Source organism: Mesorhizobium sp. M0119 (assembly GCF_040322615.1).
Lineage (GTDB): Bacteria > Pseudomonadota > Alphaproteobacteria > Rhizobiales > Rhizobiaceae > Mesorhizobium.
This window is the reverse complement of sequence record NZ_JAMYTU010000035.1, coordinates 26,604-52,250: the sequence shown is the minus strand read 5'-3', so window position 1 is coordinate 52,250 and position 25,647 is coordinate 26,604. Positions and strand designations below refer to the sequence as shown.

The 25,647-nt window shown below is 63.7% G+C and carries 26 protein-coding genes; 10 read left to right on the top strand and 16 right to left on the bottom strand.

The features are described 5' to 3' along the window. Nucleotides 1–191 precede the first annotated feature (191 nt). Both NKJ40_RS24885 and NKJ40_RS24880 read right to left on the bottom strand, forming a co-directional pair. Nucleotides 192–560 (bottom strand): VOC family protein, encoded by a 369-nt coding sequence (locus NKJ40_RS24885; RefSeq protein WP_352468342.1) that lies wholly within the window; start codon nt 558–560, stop codon nt 192–194. An 86-nt stretch (nt 561–646) separates the two neighbouring features. After that, nucleotides 647–1,330 carry a helix-turn-helix transcriptional regulator gene (locus NKJ40_RS24880; protein ID WP_352468341.1) on the bottom strand — a complete coding sequence of 228 codons (684 nt, stop codon included), beginning with the start codon at nt 1,328–1,330 and terminating at the stop codon, nt 647–649. 124 nt (nt 1,331–1,454) lie between these two features. Between NKJ40_RS24880 and NKJ40_RS24875 the strand changes: the two genes are divergently transcribed. The 7 genes from NKJ40_RS24875 to olsB all read left to right on the top strand — a co-directional run bounded on the left by NKJ40_RS24875 (nt 1,455) and on the right by olsB (nt 8,900). Then, on the top strand, nt 1,455–1,940 hold the full coding sequence (locus tag NKJ40_RS24875; protein WP_352468340.1) for an anthrone oxygenase family protein: 486 nt from the start codon (nt 1,455–1,457) through the stop codon (nt 1,938–1,940). Between the two features lie 89 nt (nt 1,941–2,029). Then, nucleotides 2,030–3,091, top strand: a complete 1,062-nt coding sequence (locus tag NKJ40_RS24870; RefSeq protein WP_352468339.1) for an RsmD family RNA methyltransferase — start codon at nt 2,030–2,032, stop codon at nt 3,089–3,091. Further along, on the top strand, nt 3,092–3,955 hold the full coding sequence (locus NKJ40_RS24865; RefSeq protein WP_352468338.1) for a TrmH family RNA methyltransferase: 864 nt from the start codon (nt 3,092–3,094) through the stop codon (nt 3,953–3,955). A 26-nt stretch (nt 3,956–3,981) separates the two neighbouring features. After that, nucleotides 3,982–4,458 carry a signal peptidase II gene (gene lspA, locus NKJ40_RS24860; protein ID WP_352468343.1) on the top strand — a complete coding sequence of 159 codons (477 nt, stop codon included), beginning with the start codon at nt 3,982–3,984 and terminating at the stop codon, nt 4,456–4,458. A gap of 51 nt (nt 4,459–4,509) precedes the next feature. After that, nucleotides 4,510–5,499: an acrylyl-CoA reductase (NADPH) gene (gene acuI, locus NKJ40_RS24855; protein ID WP_292665188.1), complete on the top strand. Its 990-nt coding sequence runs from the start codon at nt 4,510–4,512 to the stop codon at nt 5,497–5,499. Nucleotides 5,500–5,586: 87 nt separating this feature from the next. Further along, the gene (locus NKJ40_RS24850) at nt 5,587–7,875 is read left to right on the top strand and encodes a PAS domain-containing hybrid sensor histidine kinase/response regulator (protein ID WP_352468337.1); all 2,289 of its coding nucleotides are present in this window, start codon (nt 5,587–5,589) and stop codon (nt 7,873–7,875) included. Nucleotides 7,876–8,024: 149 nt separating this feature from the next. Then, a complete protein-coding gene (gene olsB, locus NKJ40_RS24845; protein ID WP_292664606.1) occupies nt 8,025–8,900 on the top strand; it encodes a l-ornithine N(alpha)-acyltransferase in 876 nt (291 codons plus the stop codon). Between the two features lie 143 nt (nt 8,901–9,043). On the opposite strand, the gene grpE is transcribed toward olsB, so the two are convergent. Next, nucleotides 9,044–9,679: a nucleotide exchange factor GrpE gene (gene grpE / locus NKJ40_RS24840; RefSeq protein WP_352468336.1), complete on the bottom strand. Its 636-nt coding sequence runs from the start codon at nt 9,677–9,679 to the stop codon at nt 9,044–9,046. 237 nt (nt 9,680–9,916) lie between these two features. Here grpE and NKJ40_RS24835 point away from each other — a divergent pair, with 237 nt between their 5' ends. Together NKJ40_RS24835 and NKJ40_RS24830 are read left to right on the top strand one after the other, a co-directional pair. Beyond that, complete coding sequence (locus tag NKJ40_RS24835) at nt 9,917–10,120, top strand: hypothetical protein (RefSeq protein WP_023675249.1); 204 nt, start codon at nt 9,917–9,919, stop codon at nt 10,118–10,120. 126 nt (nt 10,121–10,246) lie between these two features. Next, nucleotides 10,247–11,269 (top strand): fatty acid desaturase, encoded by a 1,023-nt coding sequence (locus NKJ40_RS24830; protein ID WP_023675248.1) that lies wholly within the window; start codon nt 10,247–10,249, stop codon nt 11,267–11,269. 40 nt (nt 11,270–11,309) lie between these two features. Here NKJ40_RS24830 and NKJ40_RS24825 read toward each other — a convergent pair whose 3' ends face one another. The 6 genes from NKJ40_RS24825 to cysG all read right to left on the bottom strand — a co-directional run bounded on the left by NKJ40_RS24825 (nt 11,310) and on the right by cysG (nt 16,900). Then, the gene (locus NKJ40_RS24825; protein ID WP_352468335.1) at nt 11,310–11,930 is read right to left on the bottom strand and encodes a DJ-1/PfpI family protein; all 621 of its coding nucleotides are present in this window, start codon (nt 11,928–11,930) and stop codon (nt 11,310–11,312) included. A 137-nt stretch (nt 11,931–12,067) separates the two neighbouring features. After that, nucleotides 12,068–12,604: a DUF934 domain-containing protein gene (locus tag NKJ40_RS24820; RefSeq protein ID WP_292664602.1), complete on the bottom strand. Its 537-nt coding sequence runs from the start codon at nt 12,602–12,604 to the stop codon at nt 12,068–12,070. Between the two features lie 59 nt (nt 12,605–12,663). Then, on the bottom strand, nt 12,664–13,428 hold the full coding sequence (locus NKJ40_RS24815; protein WP_292664601.1) for a phosphoadenylyl-sulfate reductase: 765 nt from the start codon (nt 13,426–13,428) through the stop codon (nt 12,664–12,666). Continuing rightward, nucleotides 13,403–15,073 (bottom strand): nitrite/sulfite reductase, encoded by a 1,671-nt coding sequence (locus tag NKJ40_RS24810; protein ID WP_352468334.1) that lies wholly within the window; start codon nt 15,071–15,073, stop codon nt 13,403–13,405. The genes NKJ40_RS24815 and NKJ40_RS24810 overlap by 26 nt, the downstream gene beginning before the upstream one ends. Before the next feature lie 73 nt (nt 15,074–15,146). Beyond that, on the bottom strand, nt 15,147–15,452 hold the full coding sequence (locus tag NKJ40_RS24805) for a DUF2849 domain-containing protein (RefSeq protein WP_352468333.1): 306 nt from the start codon (nt 15,450–15,452) through the stop codon (nt 15,147–15,149). Then, nucleotides 15,449–16,900, bottom strand: coding sequence for a siroheme synthase CysG (gene cysG, locus NKJ40_RS24800; protein WP_352468332.1), 1,452 nt, complete (start codon nt 16,898–16,900; stop codon nt 15,449–15,451). The genes NKJ40_RS24805 and cysG overlap by 4 nt, the downstream gene beginning before the upstream one ends. Nucleotides 16,901–17,340: 440 nt before the next feature. Here cysG and NKJ40_RS24795 point away from each other — a divergent pair, with 440 nt between their 5' ends. Next, a complete protein-coding gene (locus NKJ40_RS24795) occupies nt 17,341–17,790 on the top strand; it encodes a baeRF12 domain-containing protein (protein WP_352468331.1) in 450 nt (149 codons plus the stop codon). Nucleotides 17,791–18,160: 370 nt separating this feature from the next. On the opposite strand, the gene NKJ40_RS24790 is transcribed toward NKJ40_RS24795, so the two are convergent. The 7 genes from NKJ40_RS24790 to NKJ40_RS24760 all read right to left on the bottom strand — a co-directional run bounded on the left by NKJ40_RS24790 (nt 18,161) and on the right by NKJ40_RS24760 (nt 25,337). Beyond that, nucleotides 18,161–18,568, bottom strand: a complete 408-nt coding sequence (locus NKJ40_RS24790) for a hypothetical protein (RefSeq protein WP_352468330.1) — start codon at nt 18,566–18,568, stop codon at nt 18,161–18,163. Continuing rightward, nucleotides 18,565–19,209, bottom strand: a complete 645-nt coding sequence (locus NKJ40_RS24785) for a DUF433 domain-containing protein (protein ID WP_352468329.1) — start codon at nt 19,207–19,209, stop codon at nt 18,565–18,567. The genes NKJ40_RS24790 and NKJ40_RS24785 overlap by 4 nt, the downstream gene beginning before the upstream one ends. Before the next feature lie 366 nt (nt 19,210–19,575). Then, complete coding sequence (locus NKJ40_RS24780) at nt 19,576–20,328, bottom strand: SDR family NAD(P)-dependent oxidoreductase (RefSeq protein WP_023718933.1); 753 nt, start codon at nt 20,326–20,328, stop codon at nt 19,576–19,578. A gap of 61 nt (nt 20,329–20,389) precedes the next feature. After that, complete coding sequence (locus NKJ40_RS24775) at nt 20,390–22,642, bottom strand: transglycosylase domain-containing protein (protein ID WP_352468328.1); 2,253 nt, start codon at nt 22,640–22,642, stop codon at nt 20,390–20,392. A 291-nt stretch (nt 22,643–22,933) separates the two neighbouring features. Further along, the gene (locus tag NKJ40_RS24770) at nt 22,934–23,185 is read right to left on the bottom strand and encodes a hypothetical protein (protein ID WP_352468327.1); all 252 of its coding nucleotides are present in this window, start codon (nt 23,183–23,185) and stop codon (nt 22,934–22,936) included. 42 nt (nt 23,186–23,227) lie between these two features. Further along, nucleotides 23,228–23,848, bottom strand: a complete 621-nt coding sequence (locus NKJ40_RS24765; RefSeq protein ID WP_023675237.1) for a ribonuclease D — start codon at nt 23,846–23,848, stop codon at nt 23,228–23,230. Nucleotides 23,849–23,951: 103 nt separating this feature from the next. Then, nucleotides 23,952–25,337 carry a M20/M25/M40 family metallo-hydrolase gene (locus tag NKJ40_RS24760; protein ID WP_352468326.1) on the bottom strand — a complete coding sequence of 462 codons (1,386 nt, stop codon included), beginning with the start codon at nt 25,335–25,337 and terminating at the stop codon, nt 23,952–23,954. Nucleotides 25,338–25,647: the final 310 nt, after the last annotated feature.

The window sequence follows — 25,647 nt, the reverse complement described above, 5'->3', positions numbered from 1 at the left end:
GGCCGGCTGCTGCGAGTTTTTATTCCGCCTCTGTCTTTTGGGGAGGTGTGTTGTTGGGGTGAATGGGCTAAGGGTAGTAGGGGAGTAGGAAACCGTACTGATCGTGCGGCGCCGCGCCAGCTATATTTCCTGTCACGTACTCCCTTACTGCCCTACTCCCCTACTCCCTACTCCCCTACTGCCCTCCTCCCTTACTCCCTTTGCCAATAGACCCGCAGCCGGTGGTTGTCCGGATCGAGCGCGACAAACGTGCGCCCGAAATCCACGTCGGTCGGCGTCTGCAGAATTTTCAGCCCGCGGCCGGCCCACTCGGCATGGGTGGCGTCGACGGCATCCGGCGTGTCCAGCGCAAAGACGATCTCGGCGCCGCCGCCTGCTGCCGCGGCGGCCGGCTCCACGGTGTGACGCGACCAGAGACCGAGCTTGAAGCCGTTGTCGAGCACGAACAGCACGAAGGTCGGCGAGGTCTCGACCGGCTGCCGCCCAAGCAGCTCGCTGTAGAAGGCGCCGCTTTGCTCAGGCTTGTCGACATAGAGGATGACGAAATTGGGCGGTGTCATGAATTGCTCTCCAGATGGTTTCGACTGGAGGAGCATAGCGTACGCCACTGCCAGATTCTGGCAGCAGTCTTAACTGAGCAGCAGCCTTAGCTTGGCGTGTCGAGCGTCGCCCGCCATTCTTTGAGTAGCACCTGACGGCGGCGCGGATAGCGCATCTCGGTGGCGTTGAGGCCGGATATCCGATCGGCGCGAAAGTGCCTGAAATCCTGGCGCATCTCGCACCAGGCCGCGACGACGCGCACCTTGTCGAAGAAGCCGAGTGCGAACGGCCAGACGGTGCGCTCGGAGGCAGCGCCGCCGGCGTCGCGATAGACAAAGCTCAGCTTGCGCTCCTCCCGGATAGCCTGCCGCACCACGCCGAGATCGATGCCTTCTGTGACCTCGGTGCGCGACCCGACCAGCAGCGTCGAGGCATCGAGCTCTTCGCGCAAATCGTCCGGCAGCACCGCGGCGATCTTGGCCAGCGCGTCGGTGGCGGCGTTCGCAAGCCGCCAGTCCGGCTGCTTGGCCACCCAGCGCGAACCGAGCACGATCGCCTCGATCTCCTCATCGGTGAACATCAAGGGCGGCAGCATGAAGCCTGGCCTGAGCACGTAGCCCAGCCCCGCCTCGCCCTCGATCGGCGCGCCCTGCCCCTGCAGCGTGGCGATATCGCGATACAGCGTGCGGATCGACACACCCATTTCGCCCGCAAGGCTGCGGCCGCTCACCGGCCGGCGATGCCGGCGCAGGATCTGGATCAGGTCGAGCAGGCGTTCGGCGCGGGACATGGATCGCAACCCGGTTTGGATGGATGCCCAATTTGAATGGACGATAGTGCGCCTGCGGTTTCGGCGGCAAGCGAGATGATCGCCTACCGGAACGTCTGCGGTCTGACGCCGTTGTCTGGCCATTATGGATATACGCGGTTTTCTGTTGTTCTGGTCGGTTTTGAGCGCCATCGTCGCTGCGCTCAGCCTTGGGCCGTCCTTCGCCCACGTGCTGGAATCGGTGCCGCGGCTGACCAGATGGTCGCCTTCGCTCTGGCGTGAAACCACTGTCTTCAATGCTCAGTTCCAATTCTTCGCGATTGTCGGCGCGCCGCTGGACGTGGCGGCGATCGTCTGTCCGGGCCTCCTCGCTTGGATGCTGCGCAGCGATCGCCCGGTATTCTGGTGGGTCTTGGCGGCCACCGTGCTTTATCTGATGGCCCTCGTGGCGTGGTTTACCCTGGTCAAACCGGCAAACGATGTCCTGGCCACTTGGGTGTCTGGACCGATCCCGGACAATTTCGAAACTATTCGGAGCCGCTGGGAAACCGGCCATATGGTCGTCACCGGCTTCAAGGCCGTTGGTTTCATAGCGCTCGCAATCGGCCTGCTGTCGATCAGGCGCGGCTGATGCGGTTGCACACGTCGGCAGCCCTTTTGTTGCGCCGGTCAATGTGCTGTGGCAGAAGCGGCCAAGCCGCCTTCCGGAGATGCGCCTTCTTGAAACCTTTTCGCGACAAACGCCGCGACAGCCGCCCGTCCGCGAAGGGCGGGGCGGAGCAGCCGCGGCGGCGCGACACCGGCCTGACCGCCGGTTCGGAGCCTAAACTGCAGGACCGGTCCGAGCCGAAAGCCGCGCCACGCCTGCTCTCGCGCCGCGATGGCGCGCTGCCTGCCGAACATCTGCCGGTGATCCTCGAGGTCGGCCCCAATCAGGACTACGCGCTGCTCGACAGCGGCGCCGGAGAAAAACTCGAGCAATACGGTCCCTACTGCATCGTTCGGCCGGAAGGCCAGGCGATCTGGCAAAAGGCTTTGCCGGCCAGGGACTGGGAGCGCGCCGACGCCATTTTCACCGGCGATACCGACGAGGAAGGCATCGGCCGCTGGCGCTTCCCCAAGACGCCGCTCGGCGAGACCTGGCCGATGAAGCACGACGGCATCGACTATCTCGGCCGCTTCACGTCGTTTCGCCATGTCGGCGTCTTTCCCGAGCAGGCCTCGCACTGGGATCACATGGCCGGACTGATCGCGGCGGCAAAACGGCCTGTGAAGGTGCTGAACCTGTTCGGTTACACCGGCCTTGCCTCCCTGGTGGCGGCGCGTGCCGGCGCCGAGGTCACGCATGTCGATGCTTCCAAGAAGGCGATCGGCTGGGCGCGCGAAAACCAGGAGATGGCGGGCCTGTCGCAAAAGCCGATCCGCTGGATCGTCGACGATGCCGTGAAATTCGCCGAACGCGAGGAGCGCCGCGGCAGCCGCTACGACATCATCCTGTTCGACCCGCCCGCCTATGGCCGCGGACCGAAAGGCGAGGTCTGGCAGCTGTTAGAGGACCTGCCGGCGCTGACCGATATCTGCCGCGCGATCCTGACGCCGAAGCCGCTCGCCGTGGTACTGACCGCCTATTCGATCCGCGCCTCCTTTTTCGCCATCCATGCCCTGATGCGCGACACCTTCGCCGGCATGGGCGGCACGGTCGAATCGGGCGAATTGATCATCCGCGAGAAATCTGCCGGTCGGGCACTTTCGACCTCGCTGTTCTCACGCTGGGTGGCCTGAATGAGTGCGTACGAACGGCACGCGGGCGCGCCAGGGCAGGTGAAGGAAGTCACCAGCCTCGCCAATCCGCTGATCAAGGACATCAAGGCGCTCGCGGTGAAGAAATTCCGCGACCAGCAGAATGCCTTCATGGCCGAAGGCCTGAAGCTGGTTATTGACGCGCTCGATCTCGGCTGGTCGATCAGGACGCTGGTCTTCGCCAAGGCCGGGCGCGGCAATGCGGCGGTCGAAAAGGTCGCGGCGCGCACGGTCGCCGCCGGCGGCACCGTACTTGAAGTCTCGGAAAAGGTGCTGGTCGCCATCACCCGCCGCGACAATCCGCAAATGGTCGTCGGCGTGTTCTCGCAGAAATTGCTGCCGCTGAAAGATATCCGCGCCAGTGACGGCGACGTCTGGGTGGCGCTCGAGCGCGTGCGCGACCCCGGCAATCTCGGTACCGTCATCCGCACGGTCGACGCTGTCGGCGCCAGGGGCGTCATCCTGGTCGGCGAGACCACCGATCCCTTTTCGGTCGAGACGGTGCGCGCCACCATGGGCTCGATTTTCGCCGTGCCGGTCGCCAAGGCGACGCCCGAGGCTTTTCTCGCCTGGCGAAAGAGCTTTCCCGGCCTTGTCGCCGGCACCCATCTGAAGGGTGCGGTCGACTACCGCTCGGTCGATTTTTCAAAAGGCCCGGTGCTTTTGATGATGGGCAACGAGCAGCAAGGCCTGCCTGACGAGCTTGCCGCAAGCTGCGACAAGCTGCTGCGGATACCGCAGGCCGGCCGCGCCGATTCGCTCAACCTTGCGGTGGCCACCGGCGTCATGCTGTTCGAGATCCGGCGCGGCACGCTGAAGCTCGGCCCGGAGGACGCCAGATCGTGACATCCCAAACCGTGAAACTGCAAACCATGAAGTCCTGGAGGCCCTATGCTCTTCTGGTCGTCGCCGCGATAGCGCTCGACCAGTGGCTGAAATATCTGGTCGAAACCGGCCTTGCCTTTCAGGAACGGCTCGACCTGCTGCCGTTCCTGGCGCTGTACCGCACCTACAACACCGGCATCGCGTTCTCGCTGTTTTCGTCCTTCGGCGACACCGGCCTGGTGGTCGTCGCGGTTCTGGTGGTCGCTTTCGTGCTCTATCTTGCGGCCCGCACGCCGCCCGGCCACCTGCTTGCCCGCATCGGCTTCGCACTGATCGTCGGCGGCGCGCTCGGCAACCTGATCGACCGCGCTGCCTATGGCCACGTCATCGACTATATCCTGTTTCATACGCCGGTCTGGTCCTTCGCCGTCTTCAACCTCGCCGACGCCTTCATTTCGGTCGGTGCCGTGCTGGTCGTCTTCGACGAACTCATTGGCTGGCGGCGCGGAACGTCGAGCGATTGACCTCACTCGCCTGGCGCCGCACATTCTGATCTGCAAGCCCGAGGAGAAAAAATGCCCAAAACCTTCAAAGCCATCCTCGTTTCGCGCGACGCCGAGAAAAACCAGTCGGTCGCGGTGACCGAGCTTACCGAGGCAGACCTGATGGAGGGCGACGTCACCGTCGCGGTCGAGGCGACGACGGTGAACTACAAGGACGGCCTTGCGATTACCGGCAAGGCGCCGGTGATCCGCCGCTGGCCGCTGGTGCCGGGCATCGATCTCGCCGGCACCGTCATCTCGTCTTCCAATCCCGACTGGCGCAAGGGTGACAAGGTCATATTGAACGGCTGGGGCGTCGGCGAGACGCATTTCGGCGCCTTTGCCGGACGCGCCCGCGTCAAGGGCGACTGGCTGGTGCCGCTGCCGGACGGCATGAGACCGCATGATGCAATGGCGGTCGGCACCGCCGGCTACACCGCCATGCTTTGCGTCATCGCGCTGGAGCGCCACGGCATCGTGCCCGATCGCGGCCCGGTGGTGGTGACGGGCGCTGCCGGTGGCGTCGGCTCGGTCGCGGTCTCGATCCTGTCCAGCCTCGGCTATCACGTCATTGCCTCGACCGGCCGCGCTGCCGAAAGCCCCTATCTGATAGATCTTGGCGCCGCGGAAGTGATTTCACGCGACGAGCTTGCCCAGCCGGCAAAACCGCTCGCCAAGGAACGCTGGGCCGGTGGCGTCGATGCTGTCGGCAGTCATACGCTGGCCAACGTACTGTCGATGACCTCCTATGGCGGCGCCGTCGCCGCTTGCGGCCTCGCCGGCGGCATGGACCTGCCGGCCAGCGTCGCCCCCTTCATTCTGCGCGGCGTCTCCCTGCTCGGCATCGATTCGGTGATGGCGCCCAAGGCGGTCCGCATCGAGGCCTGGCGCCGCATCGGCACCGATCTCGATCACGCAAAGCTTGCCAGCCTGTCGACGAGCATCGGCTTCGACGGCATCATCGGCGCCGCGCATGATATCGTCGAGGGCAAGATCCGCGGCCGCGTGGTGGTGGACATGTGAGCCCCCAAAGGGAAAAAAGCGCGCGACCGCTAAAATTCGAGCGATCAACCACAACCTTCAATAAGCTCTGTCTGGCAGGAATTCCGTATGATTGCGGAACCCGGCATCAGAGAGGCGGAACCAGCCGAACGGGCCGACGGGGCGGCCCCAGAGGCGCCAGGGCGGCAGCTTGTCGCCGCGCCACCGCTGGCGCCGGAATTGCCGGACGCCAACCGCCACGGCCTGCCCTTCTTGACTCTCGTCGCCATCGTCGTGCTGGCAGGCCTGTCGCATCTGACCGGAGCGCCGATCTTCATCACCATTGGCCTTTTGGCGACAGCCATCGCCGGGCTCGCCATGCATCTGCGCAACAGGCGCACCGAGCGCCGCGCGGTGGCCCATCTCGATGCCACGACCGCCCGCAGCCGCGCAGAGATCGAGACGCTGGCCGACCGCATGTGGGAGATGCAGGAGAGCGAGGAGCGCTTTCGCGGTCTGATCGATGCACTCGGCGATCTCGTCGTCCATCGTGACCGCGACGGCCACATTGTCTACGCCAATAAGGTTTTCGCCGACCTTGTCGAAACCGACCAGCGCGACCTTGCCGGCAAGACCCTGGCCGAACTAGGCATCGATGTCGGCATCGTCCCCGACGCCGCCTTTTCCGACCATGAATGCCTGAGTTCCACCGATGTCGCCATTCGCACGCCGGACGGCCCACGCTGGTTCTCTTGGATCGAGCTGTCGGTGCGCGACAAGGACAGCGGCGCCGTTTCGCATCGCGCCATCGCCCGTGACATCACTGCCCGCAAACGCGCCGAATCCTCGCTGATCACCGCCCGCGAGCGAGCCGAACATGCGAGCCAGGCCAAATCGCGCTTCCTCGCCACCGTCAGCCACGAGATCCGCACGCCGATGAACGGCATCATGGGCATGGCCCGGCTTCTCGCCGACACCAGCCTTTCGGCCGAGCAGCGGACCTATGTCGGCGCCATCTCGACCTCGGCCAGCGCGCTGCTGGCGCTGATCGAGGACCTGCTCGACTATTCCAAGATCGAGGCCGGCCGCTTCGATCCCGAACCGCAGCCGATGTCGGTGCGCGAGATCGCCGACAATGTCATCGAGCTTTTGGCGGCGCGGGCTTTTGCCAAGGATATCGGCCTAGGCTGTCATGTCGAACCCGACGTGCCACAGCTGATCACCGCCGACCCCGGCAGGGTCAGGCAGGTGCTGCTCAACCTTATCGGCAACGCCGTCAAGTTCACCGACAGCGGCGGCGTCCTGGCAAGCATCGCCCGCGTCCGCACCGAAACCACCGACCGCATCCGCTTCACCATCACCGACACCGGCCCCGGTCTGCGCGAGGAGGACATGGAGCGCATCTTCGAGGACTTTGAACAGGCTGACGGCACCTCGACCCGTGCGCATGGCGGTGCCGGCCTCGGTCTTGCCATTTCCAAGCGCCTGGTGACCGCCATGGGCGGCACCATCTCTGTGTCTAGCCGGCTTGGCCAGGGGTCCGAATTCGTCTTCGATATCCCCGCTATTTCCGCCGTCGAGGCGCCGCAGATCCGCCAGGACCCGCTGTCGGGCCGGCATGCGGTGATCGTGTCGAAGAACCTGGTCGAGGCCGAAGCCATCGCCCGCACCATTCGCGCCAATGGCGGCACGGTCGATCTGGCCACCACCGCCGCCCAGGCCACCCCTTTCGCCGAGGGCTGCGACGTGCTGCTGATCGATGCTGCCATGGAGCAAAGCGACGGCAGGCTGCTCGGGCGCCTGCGCCAGGGCGGATTTGCCGATTGCGAGGCGGTGACGCTGATCGCGCCGACCGACCGCGGCATGCTTGGCGAATTCCGTGCCAACGGTTATGCCACCTTCCTGGCGAGGCCGGTGCGCGGCGAGACATTGCTGCGCGTGCTTTTGACCAGCCATGCGCCGGTCATCGCAGAGCCACAACCGCAAAAGCGCGGCGCGCAGGCTGGGCACGCCATTGGCGCCCGCCAGCAGGGCCTGTCGGTGCTGATCGCCGAGGACAACGACATCAACGCCATGCTGGCTCGCGCCACGCTGCTGAAGGCCGGGCATCGCGTGAAAGTGGTCGGCAACGGCAAAGCCGCCGTCGAGGCGGTCATCAGCTCCGGCCACAAGCACCGCTACGACGTGGTGCTGATGGACTTGCACATGCCTGTCATGGACGGTCTGGACGCCATCGCCGCCATCCGCCGTCATGAGGAGGAGACCGCGGTGCCGCCGGTGCCGATCATGGTGCTGTCGGCCGACAGCCAGGAAAAGACCCGCCACGCCGTGCTCGCTCACGGTGCCAGCGGCTTCGTCACCAAGCCGCTCGACCCCGATGCCCTGGTTCATGCGGTCGAAGGGCAAGTGGCCGCCTGAGGCACAACATAGACGGTTGATAGATTACCCAGCCGACGAAGTATTGCCCGCAGAGCCGTATCACGGTACTGTCACAATCCTGTTGCACCTACACCGTATCCCCGTGCCAAGAGGGATGGCTCGAAGGAGAATCACTCGTGCATACAGTCATGCCGGAATGTGATGCTCGGCCGAACGCCAGCGGGCCTTTGCTCGTCGGCCGGAACGCCGATGCCGTCATAAAAGGCGCATCGCTCGGCCGCATCGGCAATCTCGAAGTGCGGCTCGCCCGCAACGAGGCCGAGATCGCTGCCGCGCAGGAAGTGCGCTACCGGGTGTTCTACGACGAGCTTGGTGCCAGGAAGGACCTGTTCCAGATGCAGGACCGCCGCGATGCCGATCGCTTCGATCCCCTCTGCGATCATCTGCTGGTCTTCGATACTTCGCTTTCCGGCCCCGAGCATCGCCGCATCGTCGGCACCTACCGCCTGCTGCGGCAGGAGATTGCCGCGGCCGCCGGCGGCTTCTATTCCGAAGGCGAATTCGAACTGACCAAGCTGATCGCGCGGCATCCCGGCCAGCGCTTCCTCGAGCTCGGCCGCTCCTGCGTTCTGCCGGAATACCGCTCGAAGCGCACCATCGAGGCGCTGTGGCAAGGCATCTGGGCCTATATCAACCATTACGGCATCGGCGTGATGACCGGCTGCGCGTCGTTCCACGGCACTGTGCCGGCGGCACATGCCGAGGCGCTGACCTATCTTGCCCACCACTGCCGGACGAATTCATCGTGGGACGTGCGTGCCGTCGCCGGGCGCTATTGTTCCATGGACCTGATGCCGATCGAGGCCGTTAATGCCAAGGCGGCGATCGCCGCGATGCCGCCGCTCGTCAAGGGCTATCTGCGCGTCGGCGCGCGCATTGGCGACGGCTGCGTCATCGACCGTGAATTCTCGACCGTCGACGTGTTCGTGGTGATGCCGGTCAAGGAGATCGGCGCCCGCTACGTCAATTATTATGGCGGGGAAGCGCAGCGCTTCGCTGCCTGAGTAGGGCAGTAGGGCAGTAGGGGAATAAGGCAGTAGGGGAGTAGGCGGAGAGAAGGCAACGGCCGGAGTAGGCAATTGCTCTACTTTACCCGCGTAGCGTTATTCCCTACTCCCGCACTGCCCTATTCCCCTACTCCCCTAACTTACGCATCCTTCTCAGCCTGTTCGTTGACCGGCCCCGGCTCGACCGGCGCTTCGCTTGCCACATGCTTGGGGCCGCCCTTGGCCACGCCGACCATGGCCGGCCGCAACACGCGCTCGCCGATCGAATAGCCGGGCTGCACGACCTGCACGACCGTGTTGGCCGGTACGTCGGGATTGGGCACCTCGAACATCGCCTGGTGGAAATTCGGATCGAATTTCTCGCCCTCGGGTTCGAGCTTCTTCACGCCGTGACGTTCCAGCGCCGACAGCATGGCGCGCTCGGTGAGCTCGACGCCGTCGATCAACGCCTTGAAACCGGCATCGCCGGACCCCTTGGCCTCCTCCGGGATGGCATCCAGCGCACGGCGCAGATTGTCTGACACCGACAGCATGTCGCGTGCAAAGTTGGCGACCGCGTAGGCGCGCGCATCGTGGACGTCTCGGGCGGTGCGGCGGCGCAAATTCTCCATGTCAGCCGCGACGCGCAGCGCGCGATCCTTCAGCTCTTCGTTTTCCTTCAGAAGCCGCACAAGCGCTTCATAGTCGCCGTCGACGCCGCCTTCCCTTGGCTCCGCGGCAGCCTCGGTCTTCTCGGCTTCGTCGGGCGCGCGTTCGTCTTTTGCCTGGTCGCTCATCGCCGTTTCCCGTCATTTTCGAATGGTGTGGATTTGCGCCCGATATCGAGGTTTAGCGGCCAAAAATCAAGGGGCAAGCGCTACTGCAGCCGCTGCCGCGGCCTGATGGCGGGCCGCGCAAACCTTTCGATTTTAATTCAAACTTTACCGTGACCGCCGGCTTTGCTTGCCAGGCTACTACAATGCGGGAACCATTCCTCCCTTGGAAGAGTTTCGAAGCCGACACAGGATTTTGAGATGATGCCCCGCAGGAACGGCGAAAAACGCGACGGGCTCGCCGCCGATATCCGGCGCCAGCTCGGCACCGAGGCGACCAAGCGCTTTCTGCGCACCTTGCCGGCCTTCCGCACGGAGTCCGATATTCCCGACCGTCTGAAGGAATTGCTCGACCGCCTGGACGGCGTGGAAGCCAAGGTGGTCGCAGGCGGGCGCCGTCGGTAGGCGCCGTTGCCGGCGCCGCGCCCGGCGATTGTGGCCGGCATTCCTTGCTATCGCGCGACATTTACGCGCAGTAACTTTGCGTGATCTCCGCCTTGCGGCAGCGCGCCGCTCCGCCTATGTTTCATGATGAACATGATTTCCCCCGAAGCTGTGGCAAACAGCAAGCGCGCCTGGTTGAAAATCCTGTCGCGCTATAAAAAGCCCGACAGGCGTCGCAGCGCCGTCGAACTCGCCATCACCCTCATCCCCTTCGCCACGCTGTGGGCACTGTCCTCGGCCGCCTATGCCTATGGCCATTGGTGGGGTCTGGTCCTCATCCTTCCGGCAGCCGGCTTTCTGGTGCGGATCTTCATGATCCAGCACGATTGCGGCCACGGGTCCTTCTTTGCCAACCGCTATGCCGACGACTGGATCGGCCGCGTGCTTGGCGTGCTGACGCTGACGCCCTACGATTGCTGGCGCCGCGCCCACGCAACCCATCACGCCAGCGCCGGCAATCTCGACGAGCGCGGCACCGGCGACATCAAGACACTGACCGTCGCCGAATACCGGCAACTTTCGTGGCGGGGCCGGCTCGCCTATCGCCTCTATCGCCATCCGCTGGTGATGTTTGGCCTTGGCCCGATATGGATCTTCATTTTCGAGCAGAGATTGCCGTTGGGCATGATGCGGGGCGGCCTCACCCCCTGGGTGTCGTCGATGTCGACCAATCTCGCTATCGCGGTCATCGCCGCGCTGCTCATCTGGTTCGTTGGCCCTGGCGCGTTCCTGGTCGTGCATTTGCCGATCGTCATCCTCGCCGGATCGGCCGGCATCTGGCTGTTTTATGTCCAGCACCAATTCGAGGAGACGGAGTGGACAAAGGACTCCGAGTGGGAATTCCAGCACGCAGCCCTGCACGGCTCGTCCTATTACGACCTGCCGCCGGTGCTGAACTGGATTACCGGCAATATCGGCGTCCACCACGTGCACCACCTCTCGGCCAAGGTGCCATGCTATCGGCTTCCGGAAGTGCTGAGGGACTATCCGGAGCTGCGTGAGATCGGCCGCGTCACGCTTCTCGACAGCCTGCGCTGCGTCAAGCTGGCGCTGTGGGACGAGAGCCGCAGCAAACTGGTATCGTTCCGCGAAGCGCGGATGGCCGTGTAGACGCACCGCCGCACCAAGGGTGCGGCGGGCAAATTCCAGCTTAAGCCGCCTGGCGTTGGTCGCGCATGAGGATCTCGCCCTGGCGGATCTCGGTGCCCAGCACTTTCAGGCATTCGCGCATGAAGGCGGCAAGGCCCGGCCAGCCCTTGGCCGACACAAGATTGCCGTCGACATGAGCGCCGGTCGGCGCAACATCGATATAGATGCCGCCGGCCAGCGTGACTTCCGGCTCGCAATATTGCAGCGCCGCGACTTCGCGGCCGCGCACCACGCCGTCGACCGCGATCAGGATCTGCACGCCGTGGCAGATGGTGAAGATCGGCTTGCCGGTTTCATGGAAATGCCGCACCAGCGCCTGCACGCGCTTGTCGATGCGGATATATTCCGGCCCGCGCCCGCCCGCCGCATAGACGGCGTCGTATTCGGCCGGGTTGACCTCTGAAAACGTCTTGTTGAGGATGTAGTCGTGGCCGAGCTTTTCCGTATAGGTCTGGTGGCCTTCGAAGTCGTGCAGCGAGGTCTTCAGGATATCGCCGGCCTTCTTGTCGGGACAGACGACATGGACGGTGTGGCCCACCGCGTGCATGGCCTGTTCAAAGACGAAAATCTCGTATTCTTCGCTGAACTCGCCAACGAGCATCAATATCTTCTTGCCAGCCATATCCGGTTCCTCCCTTGTGGCCACATTTATTCGGATCCCGAAATAATGGGCCTATCCTAAGGCGGGGAGGCGCAAAATAAAAGGCTGAATCGGGAATGTGGTCCGACCAGATAGGGCTTCTGGTCCCCTGGAACGGATCAGCCGGCGCGCACCCGCCGCCAGGAATATTTCGGGCCTTTGGCCTCCGGCTTTACCGCCGGCTGATAGGACAGCGGCAGTCCGCCAGTGCGGCCTTGCTCGAGCCGCTTCAGCAGCACCGGGTGCGAGATCTCGAATTCGTCGAAGCCGAGGCGCAGCATGTGCGGCAGCTGGTCGACCAGCACTTGCCCGGTGGCGCGCATGGCGCCGGTGAAGTGGTAACGGCTGCGCAGCAATTCGCCCTTGGAGAACGAGCGGCCGTCATTGAACGCCGGGAAGGCCAGCGCCACCAGCGACAGCTGATCGAGCAGGCCGGCGATCTTTTCGAGCTGGTCGCCGGGCTGCAGCAGCACGCCGATGCGTTCCTTCGCCGACCGCCGCACCTCCGGATCGAGGCCGAGAAACGCCTGCAGCGGCAGGATGAAACGGCCATTGCCGACCAGCGCCTCGGCGCTTTCGGCATGAACCCACTCGTCCTCGCGGAACCCATCCGGTGTCCACAGCCGCGTGGCGTTTTCGGCTATCAAGTCGCTCATCAAGAAAGTTCCCAAGTCCAAAATCTGGATGCCAAAAATCCTGGGTCTCAAAAAAGACCCTAAAGCGAGGCGTCGGTCAGCGACCTTTCCAGCCCCGACAAATGAATGCCGCATTCGGTCTTGGCGTGCCCGGCCCAGCGGCCGCTGCGTGCGTCGTCGCCCGGCTGCACCGGCTGCGTGCATGGGAAACAGCCGATCGACAGATAGCCATAGGCGACCAGCGGGTTTTCACGCAGCGCATGCGCGCGCATGTAGCCGGCCTGGTCCGATGTCGTCCAGTGCGCCAGCGGATTGATACGGATGCGCGAGCCGACCGCCTCGAACACCGGGAGCGCTGCCCGGGTCGCCGCCTGGAAGCGTTTGCGTCCGGTGAACCATGCGCGGAACGGCTCGACGCCGCGCGCCAGCGGCTCGACCTTGCGCACGTCGCAGCAGGCGTCGGTATCGGTCTCGTTCAGATTGCCGGTCGGGTCGATCCTTGCCAGTGCCGCATCGTCGGGCCTGATCACCCGGATATCGGTCAGCCCGAAATCGGCGACCAGCGCGTCACGATAGCCGAGGGTCTCCTCGAAATGCTTGCCGGTGTCGAGAAAGATCACCGGCAGCGTGCGGTCGATCTCGGCGATCATGTGCAGCAGCACCGCCGAATCCGCGCCGAAGGACGAGACGGCGGCGATTTCGCCGTGAAAGAATTCCCGGGCCGACCGCTCGATGATCTCCAGCGGCTTCAGGTGGCCATAGAGCGCGTCGAGGCCCGCCGCTTCGGCGGCGATGCCGGCCTCGACGTCGACGATCCGGTCAAGCGGCCTTGGTTTCGCCAGCATAGAGCGCCTCCTTGAACGGCGCGGGACCGACTCGGCGGTAGGCGTCGATGAATCGTTCGTTTCTGTCCAGCCGAAGCCCGAGATAGGTCTCGACGATCTGCTCGATGGCATCGGTGATCTCTTCCGAACTGAAGCCGCGGCCGATGATCTCGCCGACCGAGGTGTTCTCGTCGGCCGAGCCGCCGAGCGTCACCTGGTAGAGCTCGGCGCCTTTCTTCTCGACACCGAGGATGCCGATATGGCCGACATGGTGATGGCCGCAGGCATTGATGCAGCCGGAAATCTTCAGCTTCAATTCGCCGATCTCGCGCTGGCGCTCCAGCGAGGCGAAGCGCCGCGAAATTTCCTGCGCCACGGGAATCGAGCGCGCCGTCGCCAGCGCGCAATAATCGAGGCCGGGACAGGAGATTATGTCGCTGATCAGGTTGGAATTGGCCGTCGCCAGCCCGATATCGACAAGCGCGCCGTAGACCGCCTTGAGGTCGGCACGCGCCACATGCGGCAGGATCAGGTTCTGCTCGTGACTGACGCGCAGCTCGTCGAATGAATATTTTTCGGCAATGTCGGCGACCGCTTCCATCTGGCTGTCGGAGGCGTCGCCCGGCGTCTCGCCGATGCCCTTGAGCGAGATGGTCACCGCCGCGTAGTCGGGATGGCGATGGGTGACCACATTCTGGTCCAGCCATTCGGAAAAGCTCTTGGAGTCGAGCCGGGCAAGCTTGACCGCCTCGTCGCCTTCCGGCCGGTCGACAAGCGCCGGCGGCGCGAAATAGGCGTCGATGGCGCGGATGTCGGCTTCCGGCAGCCTCAGCTCGGCGTCCTTCAACTCCTGCCATTCGGCCTCGACCTGGCGGGTGATCTCCTCGACGCCGGTCTCATGGACCAGGATCTTGATGCGCGCCTTGAATTTGTTGTCGCGACGGCCGTAGAGGTTGTAAACGCGCAGGATCGCTGTGCAATAGGACAACAGATCCGCTTCGGGCAGGAAGTCGCGGATCTTCTTGGCGACCATCGGCGTGCGGCCCTGGCCGCCGCCGACATAGACGGCGAAACCGAGCTCGCCGGCAGCGTTCTTCTTCAGGTGCAGGCCGATGTCGTGCGTCTGGATGGCGGCGCGGTCGCGCTCGGCGCCGGTCACCGCGATCTTGAACTTTCGCGGCAGGAACGAGAATTCCGGATGCACCGACGACCATTGCCGCAGGATTTCGGCATAGGGGCGGGGATCGGCAACCTCGTCGGCGGCGGCGCCGGCGAAGTGGTCGGCGGTGACGTTGCGAATGCAGTTGCCGCTGGTCTGGATGGCGTGCATCTCGACGCTTGCCAGATCCGCCAGGATCGCCGGAATGTCCGACAGCGCCGGCCAGTTGAACTGGATGTTCTGGCGCGTCGTGAAATGGCCATAACCCTTGTCGTATTTGCGGGCGATATGGCCGAGCATGCGCAGCTGCTTGCTGTTGAGCGTGCCGTAGGGCACCGCGATGCGCAGCATATAGGCATGCAGCTGCAGATAGACGCCATTCATCAGCCGAAGCGGCCGGAACTGGTCCTCGGTGATCTCGCCGGCAAGCCGCCGCGCGACCTGGTCGCTGAACTCGGCGACGCGGGCCTTGACGAAATCGTGGTCGAACTCATCGTAACGGTACATATTCAGGTCTTTCCGGGCGCGTCCGCCCGTTATTTTCTTCGTTCGAGCATGATCGGGATCATGCTTGTGTCATCTACGCCGCGCGTGCGGCCTGCGGACGGGCCTGCTTGCCCAGATCGTTGCGGGTCGTCGGGCCGGCGGCACGGATCTTTTCACGCAGCCGGACCGCCTCGACCGCACCGTTGACCACGGTCACGTCGATCAGATTGACGTCGACCACTTCGTTGTTGGCGGAGGCCTTGGCGCCGATCGCCTCCAGCCGGTCCTCGGCCGCCTTGTCATGGGCGGTGTCGGCATGGTCGATGGTCTCGGCCCAGCCGCCATTGGCGTACCAGACGGCTATGCCGTCGGCGAGGCGGTTTGCGGTCAGGACTTTCATTGGTTCACTCCTTCCGCGGCAGACCGGGCCACGCCTTCCTGCCTGTGTGCCGCCAGCGGCTCGGACCGTTCGAAATTGGCGCCGGCGACCGCGTCGCCGATGATGGTCATCACCGGGCCGCTGAGGTCGGCGCGTGCCTCCAGCGACGGCAGGTCGGCGAGCGTGCCGTGGAAACGGCGGCGGTTGGCAAGGCTGGCATTCTCGACCACGGCGACGGCGGTATCCGGCGACAGGCCGGCTTCGATCAGCCGGCCGGCGACCTCGGCGGCGACCGAGCGCCCCATATAGACGGCGACCGTCGCGCCGGAAATGGCGAGCTTTGCCCAGTCGGGCAGCGAATTTCCCTTGAGGTCGTGGCCGGTGGTGAACACCATCGACGACGACACGCCGCGCAGCGTCAGCGGCAGTTCGAAATCGGCGGCGGCGGCAAACGCCGCGGTGACGCCCGGAACCACTTCGTAGGCGACGCCGGCATCGCGAAGTGCCGCCATCTCCTCGCCGGCCCGGCCGAACACCAGCGGGTCGCCGGACTTCAGCCGCACGACGCGCTTGCCGGCGTGGCCAAGCTCGACCAGCAGCGCATTGATCTCGGCCTGGCTCTTGGAGTGGCAGCCCTTGCGCTTGCCGACCGGCAGGCGTTCGGCATCGCGGCGGCCCATGGCGACGATCGCCTCCGGCACCAGCGCGTCATGGACGATCACGTCGGCTTCCATCAGCAAGCGATGGGCGCGCAGCGTCAAAAGGTCCTCGGCGCCGGGACCGGCGCCTACAAGCGCGATATGGCCCGATGGCGGTTCGTTCGAAAGCAGCAGGCCGACGGCGGCATCATGCGCCTGCGAAAGCTCGCCGGCCTCCACGGCACGGGCCGGCGCGCCGCCAAAGAATTCGCTCCAGAAGCGGCGGCGGGCATTGCCTTTCGGCAACAGTTTTTCGGCGGCGCCGCGAAACGATGCGGCAAGGGCTGCGAGCGGCCCGAGCGAGGGCGCCAGCATGCGGTCGATGCGGCTGCGCAGCATCTGCGCCAGCACCGGGCCGGCGCCTTCGGTGCCGATGGCGATGGCGACCGGCGCGCGGTTGACCAGTGCCGGCGTGAAGAAATCGCACAGCTCCGGCCGGTCGACGGCATTGACCGGAATGCCCAGCCGGCGCGCATCCCCGGCAACGCGGCGGTCGAGCGCCTCATTGCCGCTGGCGGCAAACACCATCACCGCACCGGCGAGATGTGCTGCATCGTAGGCGTCGGCGATGTGGGTGGCCCCCGTCTCGGCGATAAAGGCCAGCAGATCGGCGCTTGCGGCATCGCTGACGATGCGCAGCACAGCGCTCGACTGAGCGAGCAGCCGCGCCTTGGCCAGCGCCTCCTTGCCGCTGCCGACGATGGCTACGGCTTCGCCCTCGACCCGCATGAAGACGGGAAAGGCATTGAGCTTGGGCGTGGCTTGCGGCATGACGAGCGGAATCCTGGAACCGTTTGCCAGTTCTACGCGGGGGCGCGAAAAACCAGAAGGCACCCACTCGCGCATCGCTTCGTAGCAGGCAATCTCTTTTCTGCAAGCATGAACGCCAAGAGAAAAATATTCCACATTCAAATGCGGAGCGGATTGAAGCTGCTGTTGCGGCCCTTGATCCGCTGCCTTTCTAGCAGCTGGCCGCGCTAGCCACAAAACAGATTTTTCTAAATTCTACCAATTTAGTAGATTAAAGCCTCCGGATGCCAACCGAGCCATCAAAGGCAGCCCGGCGCTCTCGCCGGCTCTTGTTGGAATACCGGGCCGAGTACCGGAACATTCCCGCCTCGGCACGCGTTTGCCCTATGGGCCCAGGCCCGGTCATGCCCCTGCGGCAAAGGCCCGGCGATGGGTTCGAAAAATCAAAAAAGGAGCGCCCCATGAGCAACGTCAGACTGAAACGCGGACTGTGGATCGTGGTGGCAGATGGCGAAAAGGCGCTGTTCCTCGAGAATCGTGGAGACGTCCAATATCCCGACCTTCAGGTCGTGCACGAGATGGAGCAGGAAAATCCGGCAACCCGAGAACAAGGCACGGACCGCCCCGGCCGCTACAGCGACGGCCCTTCCGTCCACCGCAGTGCGGTCGAGGACACCGACTGGCACCGTCTCGGCAAGGAGCGTTTTGCCGAAGAGATTGCCGACAGGCTCTACAAGCTCGCACATCGCGGCACCTTCAAGGAGATCGTGCTGATCGCGCCGCCGGCGGTGCTGGGCGACATGCGCAGGAAGCTGCACAAGGAGGTCACCGACAAGATAACGGCCGAAATTCCAAAGACGCTGACCAACCACAGCATACCCGATATCGAGAGCCTGCTACAGGCGACCTGATCGGGGCATCGGCGGCGCAGCAATTTCCTAATTAGTCGCCAGGCTGGAGAGGCCAGGGCAAATCGCATCAGGTTTGCGCCGCCCCTCACCCTTATCATTTCGGGGCGAGCCGCTTGTCTCGCCCGTCCTCCGGAGCCCGGTGAAGGACGGGGAGAGGGGGTCGCCAGCGTTGCGTCCAAGCCCCTTCTCCCCGTTCACGGGGAGAAGGTCCCGGCAGGGGGTTGAGGGGCAGCGCCGACTATTACGATTGGCTCCGGTTATTTACTGAGCTATGGTAGCTCACCCGGATAGAGCGCCCGATTGCTAACCGGGGAGGTTGCGGGTTCAAGTCCCATCCACCCAAGCAGTTGTTTGTCAACGCGCTTGATGGCTACCGATAACTTGTTAACCGGTGGTTATCGATACTGACCCAAAGTCGCCTAGCGGCCTTCTCGCAGCGAACGGACCATTCGTTCTCTATGAATGACATCGCATGGCCGAGCCTTTTCGCGGTCATCACTGGATCGCAGCCGACGAAAATCAAATCAAGCTTCGCAAATCGCGGGTTATTGCCCGGAGAGCCGAACCGTTTCACTAGCCTCTTCATATCTAAATCAACGGCAATAAGCGCGGCACTATTTAGGATAGCTGTGCTGGCAACCAGTTCGTCCTTGGCGCCACTTTCCAAAACATCGCCATGATAGATAATTTGATAGCCACGGTCCAAAAATGGCGACGCCGAGAGAACGGGTGTCCCCTCGTCAAGAAGAACTACTAGAGTTCGTTTTTTCCCTTTCACGCCACTTCTTTAAATTTTATGGCCGCCGCAATGTCCCCGACATCTAAGCTTGGATACTGCTTCCGTATATCTTCAACAGAATAGCCTGCCTTGTGAAAGGCCTGTATGTGTCTTACCGGGATTCTCGTGCCCGCGATCACAGGCTGATTTTGAGCGACACCGCGCTTCTGATCAATCTTCCCGATGGTTTGAGAATCGCGCTGTCGCATAGCACGCACAGCGTCCTCCATCTTACCAGCCACGACTTGAAGAGGTATCTCCAGGACTCCTTGGCCTGTCGACGTCTCTTCTTTCTGACCTGTCTCGGGGTTGTCGAAAACGATTTTCTTGCGGTGGACATATAGCGTCGTCTTTGCCCACATGTCGGCCCCTAGGTGGGCCAGCCTTTCCTTTGCCTTCCGCAGCTCAGGAAACGACACCTTCGATTCGTTGCGGATGGAACTGATAATTTTCAAACAGAGCAGGTCACGGAACCCATAGAGGCGAAGCTCCGCGAGACTGTCATCTTCCATTTTAATGCTTGGAATGAAGAACTTATCTGTAGCCCAATAGCGGAGTTGTCTGCGACTGACCCCTGTCAGGCGCACGACTTGTTCCTCCGTAAAGGCGGAAACCACCACGTTTGAATTTGCCTTCGGCATAACTATATCCTAACCCCTCTTTAGGGCCAGAAGAAGAGGCGATGTGCGCCATCAATGAAGCCCACTTGTCACTTTCAGAAGCTTTAAAATCCGGGCGGCTGGAGGAATTTGTTGTTCAATAAGAAGCCGCCGGAATCGGTCCTATCTATGAGGCCGCCTTTCTAGAAGCGGCCTCCAAGTGATCAAACGCGATCCACCGTCAGATCGAACATCGCGTTCTGCATCGTCCGATGTTCGACCGGAAAGTAAATTCGGCACCCGTGAACAAAGGGCAATGGCGGCGCCGAAGCTCTCCCGTCATTATGCGGAGAAGGTGCCCGGCAGGGGGTTGAGGGGCAGTGCCGACGATTGATAAAACTTAATCGCTCAAACGTGCTGGCCGCCATTGATGTGGATTTCCGAGCCGGTCACGTAAGACGCCTGCTGCGAGCACAGGAAGAAGATGATGTCGGCGACTTCCGCCGTGGTGCCCAGCCGCCTCAGCGGGATGGTCTCGACGATTTTTTCGGTGCCCGGCGACAGGATCGCGGTGTCGATCTCGCCCGGCGCAATGGCGTTGACGCGAATGCCGTGCGGGCCGAAATCATGCGCCATCTCGCGGGTCAGCGAGCCGAGTGCCGCCTTCGACGTCGCATAGGCGGTACCGGCGAAAGGGTGCACGCGGGTGCCGGCGATCGAGGTGACGTTGACGATCGAACCCTTGGCCGATGCCAGTTCCTTGAACAGTCCGCGCGCCAACATGATCGGGGCGAAGAAATTCACCTGGAACACGTCGCGCCAGACATGCATCGGCGTGTCGATCGAGTTCATGCGGCTGTTGCCGTCCTTGAGCTTCGGCGAGATGCCGGCATTGTTGACCAGCGCATGCAGTTGGCCGCCATGCGCCTCCAGCCGGTGGCGGATTTCCGAGATGGCGATGCCGACATCCTCCTGGTCGGCGAGATCGACCTTGATGTGGTCTTCCGGGCCGGCCGGCCACGGGCAGTCCTCGGCAAAGGCTTGGCGCGAGCAAGTGATGACGCGCCAGCCTTCGCGTGAAAAGCGCTTGACCGTGGCATGGCCGATGCCACGGCTGGCGCCGGTCAGCACGATGGTCTTTCTGGTGTCGGGTTCGGCCATGTCGCTTGTCTCCAGGCGGAGATGTAGCGGAACGCGGCCGCGGTGGCGAGGGGCCTGTCGTTCAGCCGCCTGTCAGAATGTCCAGGATCGAGGTCTGCCGCTTCTTGGCCGGGCCGCCGACATTGCCGGGCGGCACCGGATGCTTGATCGATCCCGTGGCGCTGTCGACGCCCGGCATGGCCAGGCCGCCGGCATCGACCGTCTCGGCAGGACGCACGGGACGCGAAGCCGACTGGGTGGCTGCTGCAGGCGGCGCCGATTGGCCAACGGAAGCGACCGGAGCCGGCGGCGCCGTGTCGGACGGTATGTCGTCCGGGACGACGGTGTCGGGCGGCGTCGACTTCCAGGTTCCGGGCAGCGGCCGCACCGGCACGCCCTCATGGGCGGCGACCATGAACTCGTGCCAGGCCTGCGCCGGCAGTGCGCCGCCGGTGACCTTCTTCATCGCGCTGCCGTCATCATTGCCGAACCAGACGCCGGTGGTCAGGTTGGCTGTATAGCCGATGAACCAGGCGTCGCGCGAGTTCTGGCTGGTGCCGGTCTTGCCGGCGGCCGGCCAGGCGAACGCCGCCTTCCTGGCGGTGCCGATCTCGACCGTGCCGGTCATCATCGAATTCATCATGCCGACGATGTCGGCCTTGACGACGCGCGGCGCACCGCCGCCATTGTTTTCGTAGAGCACCTTGCCGTCGCTTGTCGTGACGCGGCGGATGAAATGGATGTCCGGCTTATAACCGCCATTGGCGAAGGGAACATAGGCCGACGTCAGTTCCAGCGGCGTCACTTCCGAGGTGCCGAGCGCGATCGAGGTGTTGGCCGTCAGCTCGGACTGGATGCCCATGCGGTGCGCCGCCTCGACCACCGCATTCGGCCCGACTTCCATGGTCAGCTGCGCGGCAACCGAGTTCAGCGACTTTGCCAGCGCCGTCGCCAGCGTCACCTTGCCGAAATATTTGCCGCCGTAATTGTCGGGTGTCCAGTTGCCGATCTTGATCGGCGCGTCGTTGCGCACGCTGTCGGGCGTGCGGCCGGATTCCAGCGCCGCCATATAGACGAACGGCTTGAACGCCGAACCGGGCTGGCGGCGTGCTTCCGAGGCGCGGTCGAACTGGCTGGTCGAATAATCATAGCCGCCGACCATGGCGCGCACCGCGCCGGAATTGTCGATCGACACCAGCGCGCCCTGGCTGACATTGAGCTTCTTGCCGCTCTGGTCGATCAGCCTCCGGATCGATTCCTCGGCGAGCTTCTGCAGCGTCAGGTCGACGGTCGTGTCGACGACGATGTCGCGGCGCACGTCGCCGATCAGGTCGGGCAGCTCTTCCATGATCGTATCGGCGACATAGTTTTCCGAGCCGGTCCAGTAGGACGGCGCGCGCGTCGCCGGCGCGGTCATCGCCGTGGTCATCTCCTTGGCGCTGATCTTGCCCTCGTCGCGCATCGCGGCGAGCACCAGCTGCGAGCGTTGCTCGGCCGCTTTTGGGTCGCGCGCCGGCGACAGCCGCGACGGCGCCTTGAGCAGACCGGCGAGAAGTGCCGCCTCAGACAGCGTGACGTCGCGCGCGCTCTTGCCGAAATAGCGGCGCGAGGCCGCTTCGACGCCATAGGCGCCGGAGCCGAAATAAACCCGGTTGAGGTACATTTCGAGGATCTGGTCCTTTGTATGCTTGTGCTCCAGCCACAGCGCCAGCAGCACCTCCTGCACCTTGCGTTCCAGGGTGCGGTCCGGCGTCAGGAACAGGTTCTTGGCCAGCTGCTGGGTCAGCGTCGAGCCGCCCTGCGAAAAATGCCCGCCGAGCACATTGGTCGCCATGGCCCGGGAAAGGCCGATCGGATCGATGCCGAAATGTGAATAGAAGCGGCGGTCCTCGATGGCGATGACGGCCTCGGGAATGTAGGGCGACATTTCGTGCAGGCCGACGGCTTCGCCGCCGCTCATGCCGCGATTGCCAAGCAGCTGGCCGTCGACCGAGACGATCTTGATGTTGGGGGCGCGGTCGGGAATGGCCCAGGTGGTGGCCGCCGGCATTTTCGCGCCGTAATAGACGACGATGCCGGCGGTGGCGATGCCACCCCAGATGGCCAGCACAAAGCACCAGTAGAACAGCCGGGCAAGCACGCCGAACAGGCCGCGCCGGCTTTTGCCGCGGCCGCCGCGCGACGGCTTGGCCTTGGACGATTTGCGCTTTGCAGCGGCTTTTCGGTTGCTCGGCACGACGCGGTCCTCCTCGCTCACCGAAAAGCCGGCCGAGGATCTCGCCCCCGGCGATGCCTCGAAGCTGGGCTCGATGCGGCTGTCTTTCCGGTTCGCCATGCGCTGTGCTGTCTTCCCCATGCCTATGGCGTTCGGGTTGAAGACTAGATGCGGCGGTTTAAAGGCGGGTTAAGTCGGGAAAAATCGAAGTAAACTGTATTCAATCGCTTGCGAAGCCGGCGCGGCTCGTGACAGTGCCAAAGCCGGAAATGAAAAACCCGCCTCGGCGGGCGGGTCGTTGGAGCCAATGAGCACCATACCGAGATTAGTAGCATAGCTGCCGGCACAAAGCAAGAACAAAATACGCTTTGCCTCAGAATAATCACTTCAGGTCGGCGGTTGCGACAACCCTCAGTCGTCCGCGTCCGGATCGTCGGAGGCCGGCCGCCAGCTGATCGGCTCGATCTTCCTTTGCGTATGGCCGTCGGTATAGGCCCACCAGCCGGCGTCGCTTTCGTCCCAGTCGCCGCCGGCCGCTTTCAGCCGGTCGAGCGAGCGGTATTGCGCGATGCTCTCGTTCATCACGCCGTCGCTGTCCTGCCAGTAGACGGTGATCTTGGAACCGTCCTTCGGTGCCGTTTCGATCGGTTTTCGCGCAGCCATTTCAATTCCTCCCGGCCGACGGCGATAATTGCCAGAAGGCCATTAGCTGTGGGCGAAGATATCCTCTTCATCCCAGCCCATCAGGTCGAGTTTCGCACGCGTCGGCAGGAAGCGGAAGCAGGCATCGGCTTCCCTGGTCCGGTTGTCGCGCGCCAGCCGCGCGCTCAGCACGTCGCGCAGCCGGTGCAGATAGAGCACGTCGGAGGCGGCATATTCGAGCTGCTCGGGCGACAGCGTCTCGGCGGCCCAGTCGGACGATTGCTGCGCCTTCGACAGGCCGACCCCGAGAAGCTCGAAGCAAATGTCTTTCAGCCCGTGCCGGTCGGTGTAGGTGCGCGTCAGCCGCGACGCGATCTTGGTGCAGAACACCGGCTCCGGCATGACGCCGAAGGCGTTGTAGAGCACGGCAAGGTCGAAGCGGCCGTAATGGAAGAGCTTGGTGATGCTGCGGTTCTTCAGCAGGCTGACGAGGTTCGGCGCCTTCTTCTGGCCGGGCGCGATCTGGATGACATCGGCCGAGCCGTCGCCCGGCGAGATCTGCACGACGCAGAGCCGGTCGCGATGCGGGTTCAGCCCCAGCGTCTCGGTGTCGATGGCGACCGCCCCGACATCGTAATGCAGCAGGCCGGGCAAATCGTTTTTATGGAAACGTATGTCGCTCATCGTCTTCTCCGGTCGCGGCCCCGTGCAGCGATGCGCGACGGACCTTGCCCGTCCTTGCCGCGATCCGGCGAAAAATCAACAAAAACTTGAGTCTGGCGCAATTTCAGCGTGTCAGCGCGTCGAGAATGCGCGCCCAGGAACGCTGGCCCTTGTGGAAGGAGCTCATCTCGTACTTCTCGTTCGGCGAGTGGATACGGTCGTCGTCGAGACCGAAACCGACCAGCAGCGATTCCATGCCGAGATAGGTCTGGAAATCGCCGACCACCGGGATCGAGCCGCCGCTGCCGGTCACCACCGCCGGCTTCGGCCACTCGTCGGACAGCGCCTGCTTGGCCTTGGCGAGGAAGGGCGAATCGTAGGAAAGCTGGATCGCCGGCGAGGCGCCATGCGGGTGGAATTCGACCGAACAGTCGGCCGGAACGCGCTCTCTGACGAATGCCTGGAAGGCGGCGCGGATTTTTTCCGGATCCTGTTTGTGAACGAGGCGGAAGGAGATTTTCGCCGAGGCCTGCGCGGCGATCACCGTCTTGAAGCCCTTGCCGGTATAGCCGCCGATGATGCCGTTGAACTCGGCCGTCGGGCGCGCCCAGGTCAGTTCGAGCACCGAGCGGCCCTTTTCGCCGGACGGAATCGACAGGCCGATGGGGCCGAGGAAGGTCTCGGCGGTCTCGCCCAGCGACAGCCACGACTGCAATATCTGCGACGGTGTTTCCTCGACGCCGTCATAGAAACCCGGAATGGTGACGTGGCCATCCGCATCGTGGATATCGGCCAGGATTTTTGCCAGGATACGGATCGGATTGGTGGCGGCACCGCCATAGAGCCCGGAATGCAGGTCGCGGTCGGCGGCCGTCACCGTGATCTCCTCGCCGACCAGCCCGCGCAGCGAGACGCAGATCGACGGCGTATCGTGGTCCCACATGCCGGTGTCGCAGACCAACGCGAAATCGGCCTTGAGCTCATCCGCATTCGCCTCGAGAAACGGTTTCAGCGACGGCGATCCGGACTCCTCCTCGCCCTCGAACAGGATCGTGATGCGGCACGGCAATCCGCCATGAACCTGCTTCCACGCGCGGCAGGCCTCGACGAAGGTCATCAGCTGACCCTTGTCGTCGGCCGCGCCGCGGCCAGTGATCACCTTGTGGCCGGGCTCGATCTCCCTGACTGCCGGCGCGAACGGGTCGCTTTCCCACAGCTCGATCGGATCGACCGGCTGGACGTCGTAATGGCCGTAAAACAACAGATGCGGCGCGCCCGCCGGCCCATCGTGATGCGCGACCACCATCGGATGCCCCGGCGTGTCGCGCACGCTGGCGTCGAAGCCGATCAGCTTGAGCTCGGCGACCAGCCATTCGGCGGCCTTGCGGCAGTCGGCGGCGTAGTCTGGATCGGTGGAGATCGACTTGATGCCGAGCAGGCCGAACAGGCGTTCGAGGCTCTGGTCGAAGTTCTTGTCGAGGCGGTCGAGGACAGGGGAAACTGCGGACATATGGCGGGCCTTTCGATTCTGGCGGCGAATCTAGAGCCCATGCGGCGAAACGGAAAGCCCGCGACCGTTGTGCCACAGGCCGGATGCTGTCGAAAGGCAAAAAAATGCCGCCGTGGTGGAGGGGAACCACGGCGGCCTTTACTCGAAACGATGCGGCAGCCCGGAGAGGGGGGATAGGCTGCCGCAAGTGTCCGGGATAGGCGGGGGACGGGCCTTGCTCCGGACTTCGGCGAAAACTGCCGATGGCGTTTATTTGTGTCTGCGAACGTGGCGATTCAAGGGCACAAAAATTACACTTTTGTAACATAGG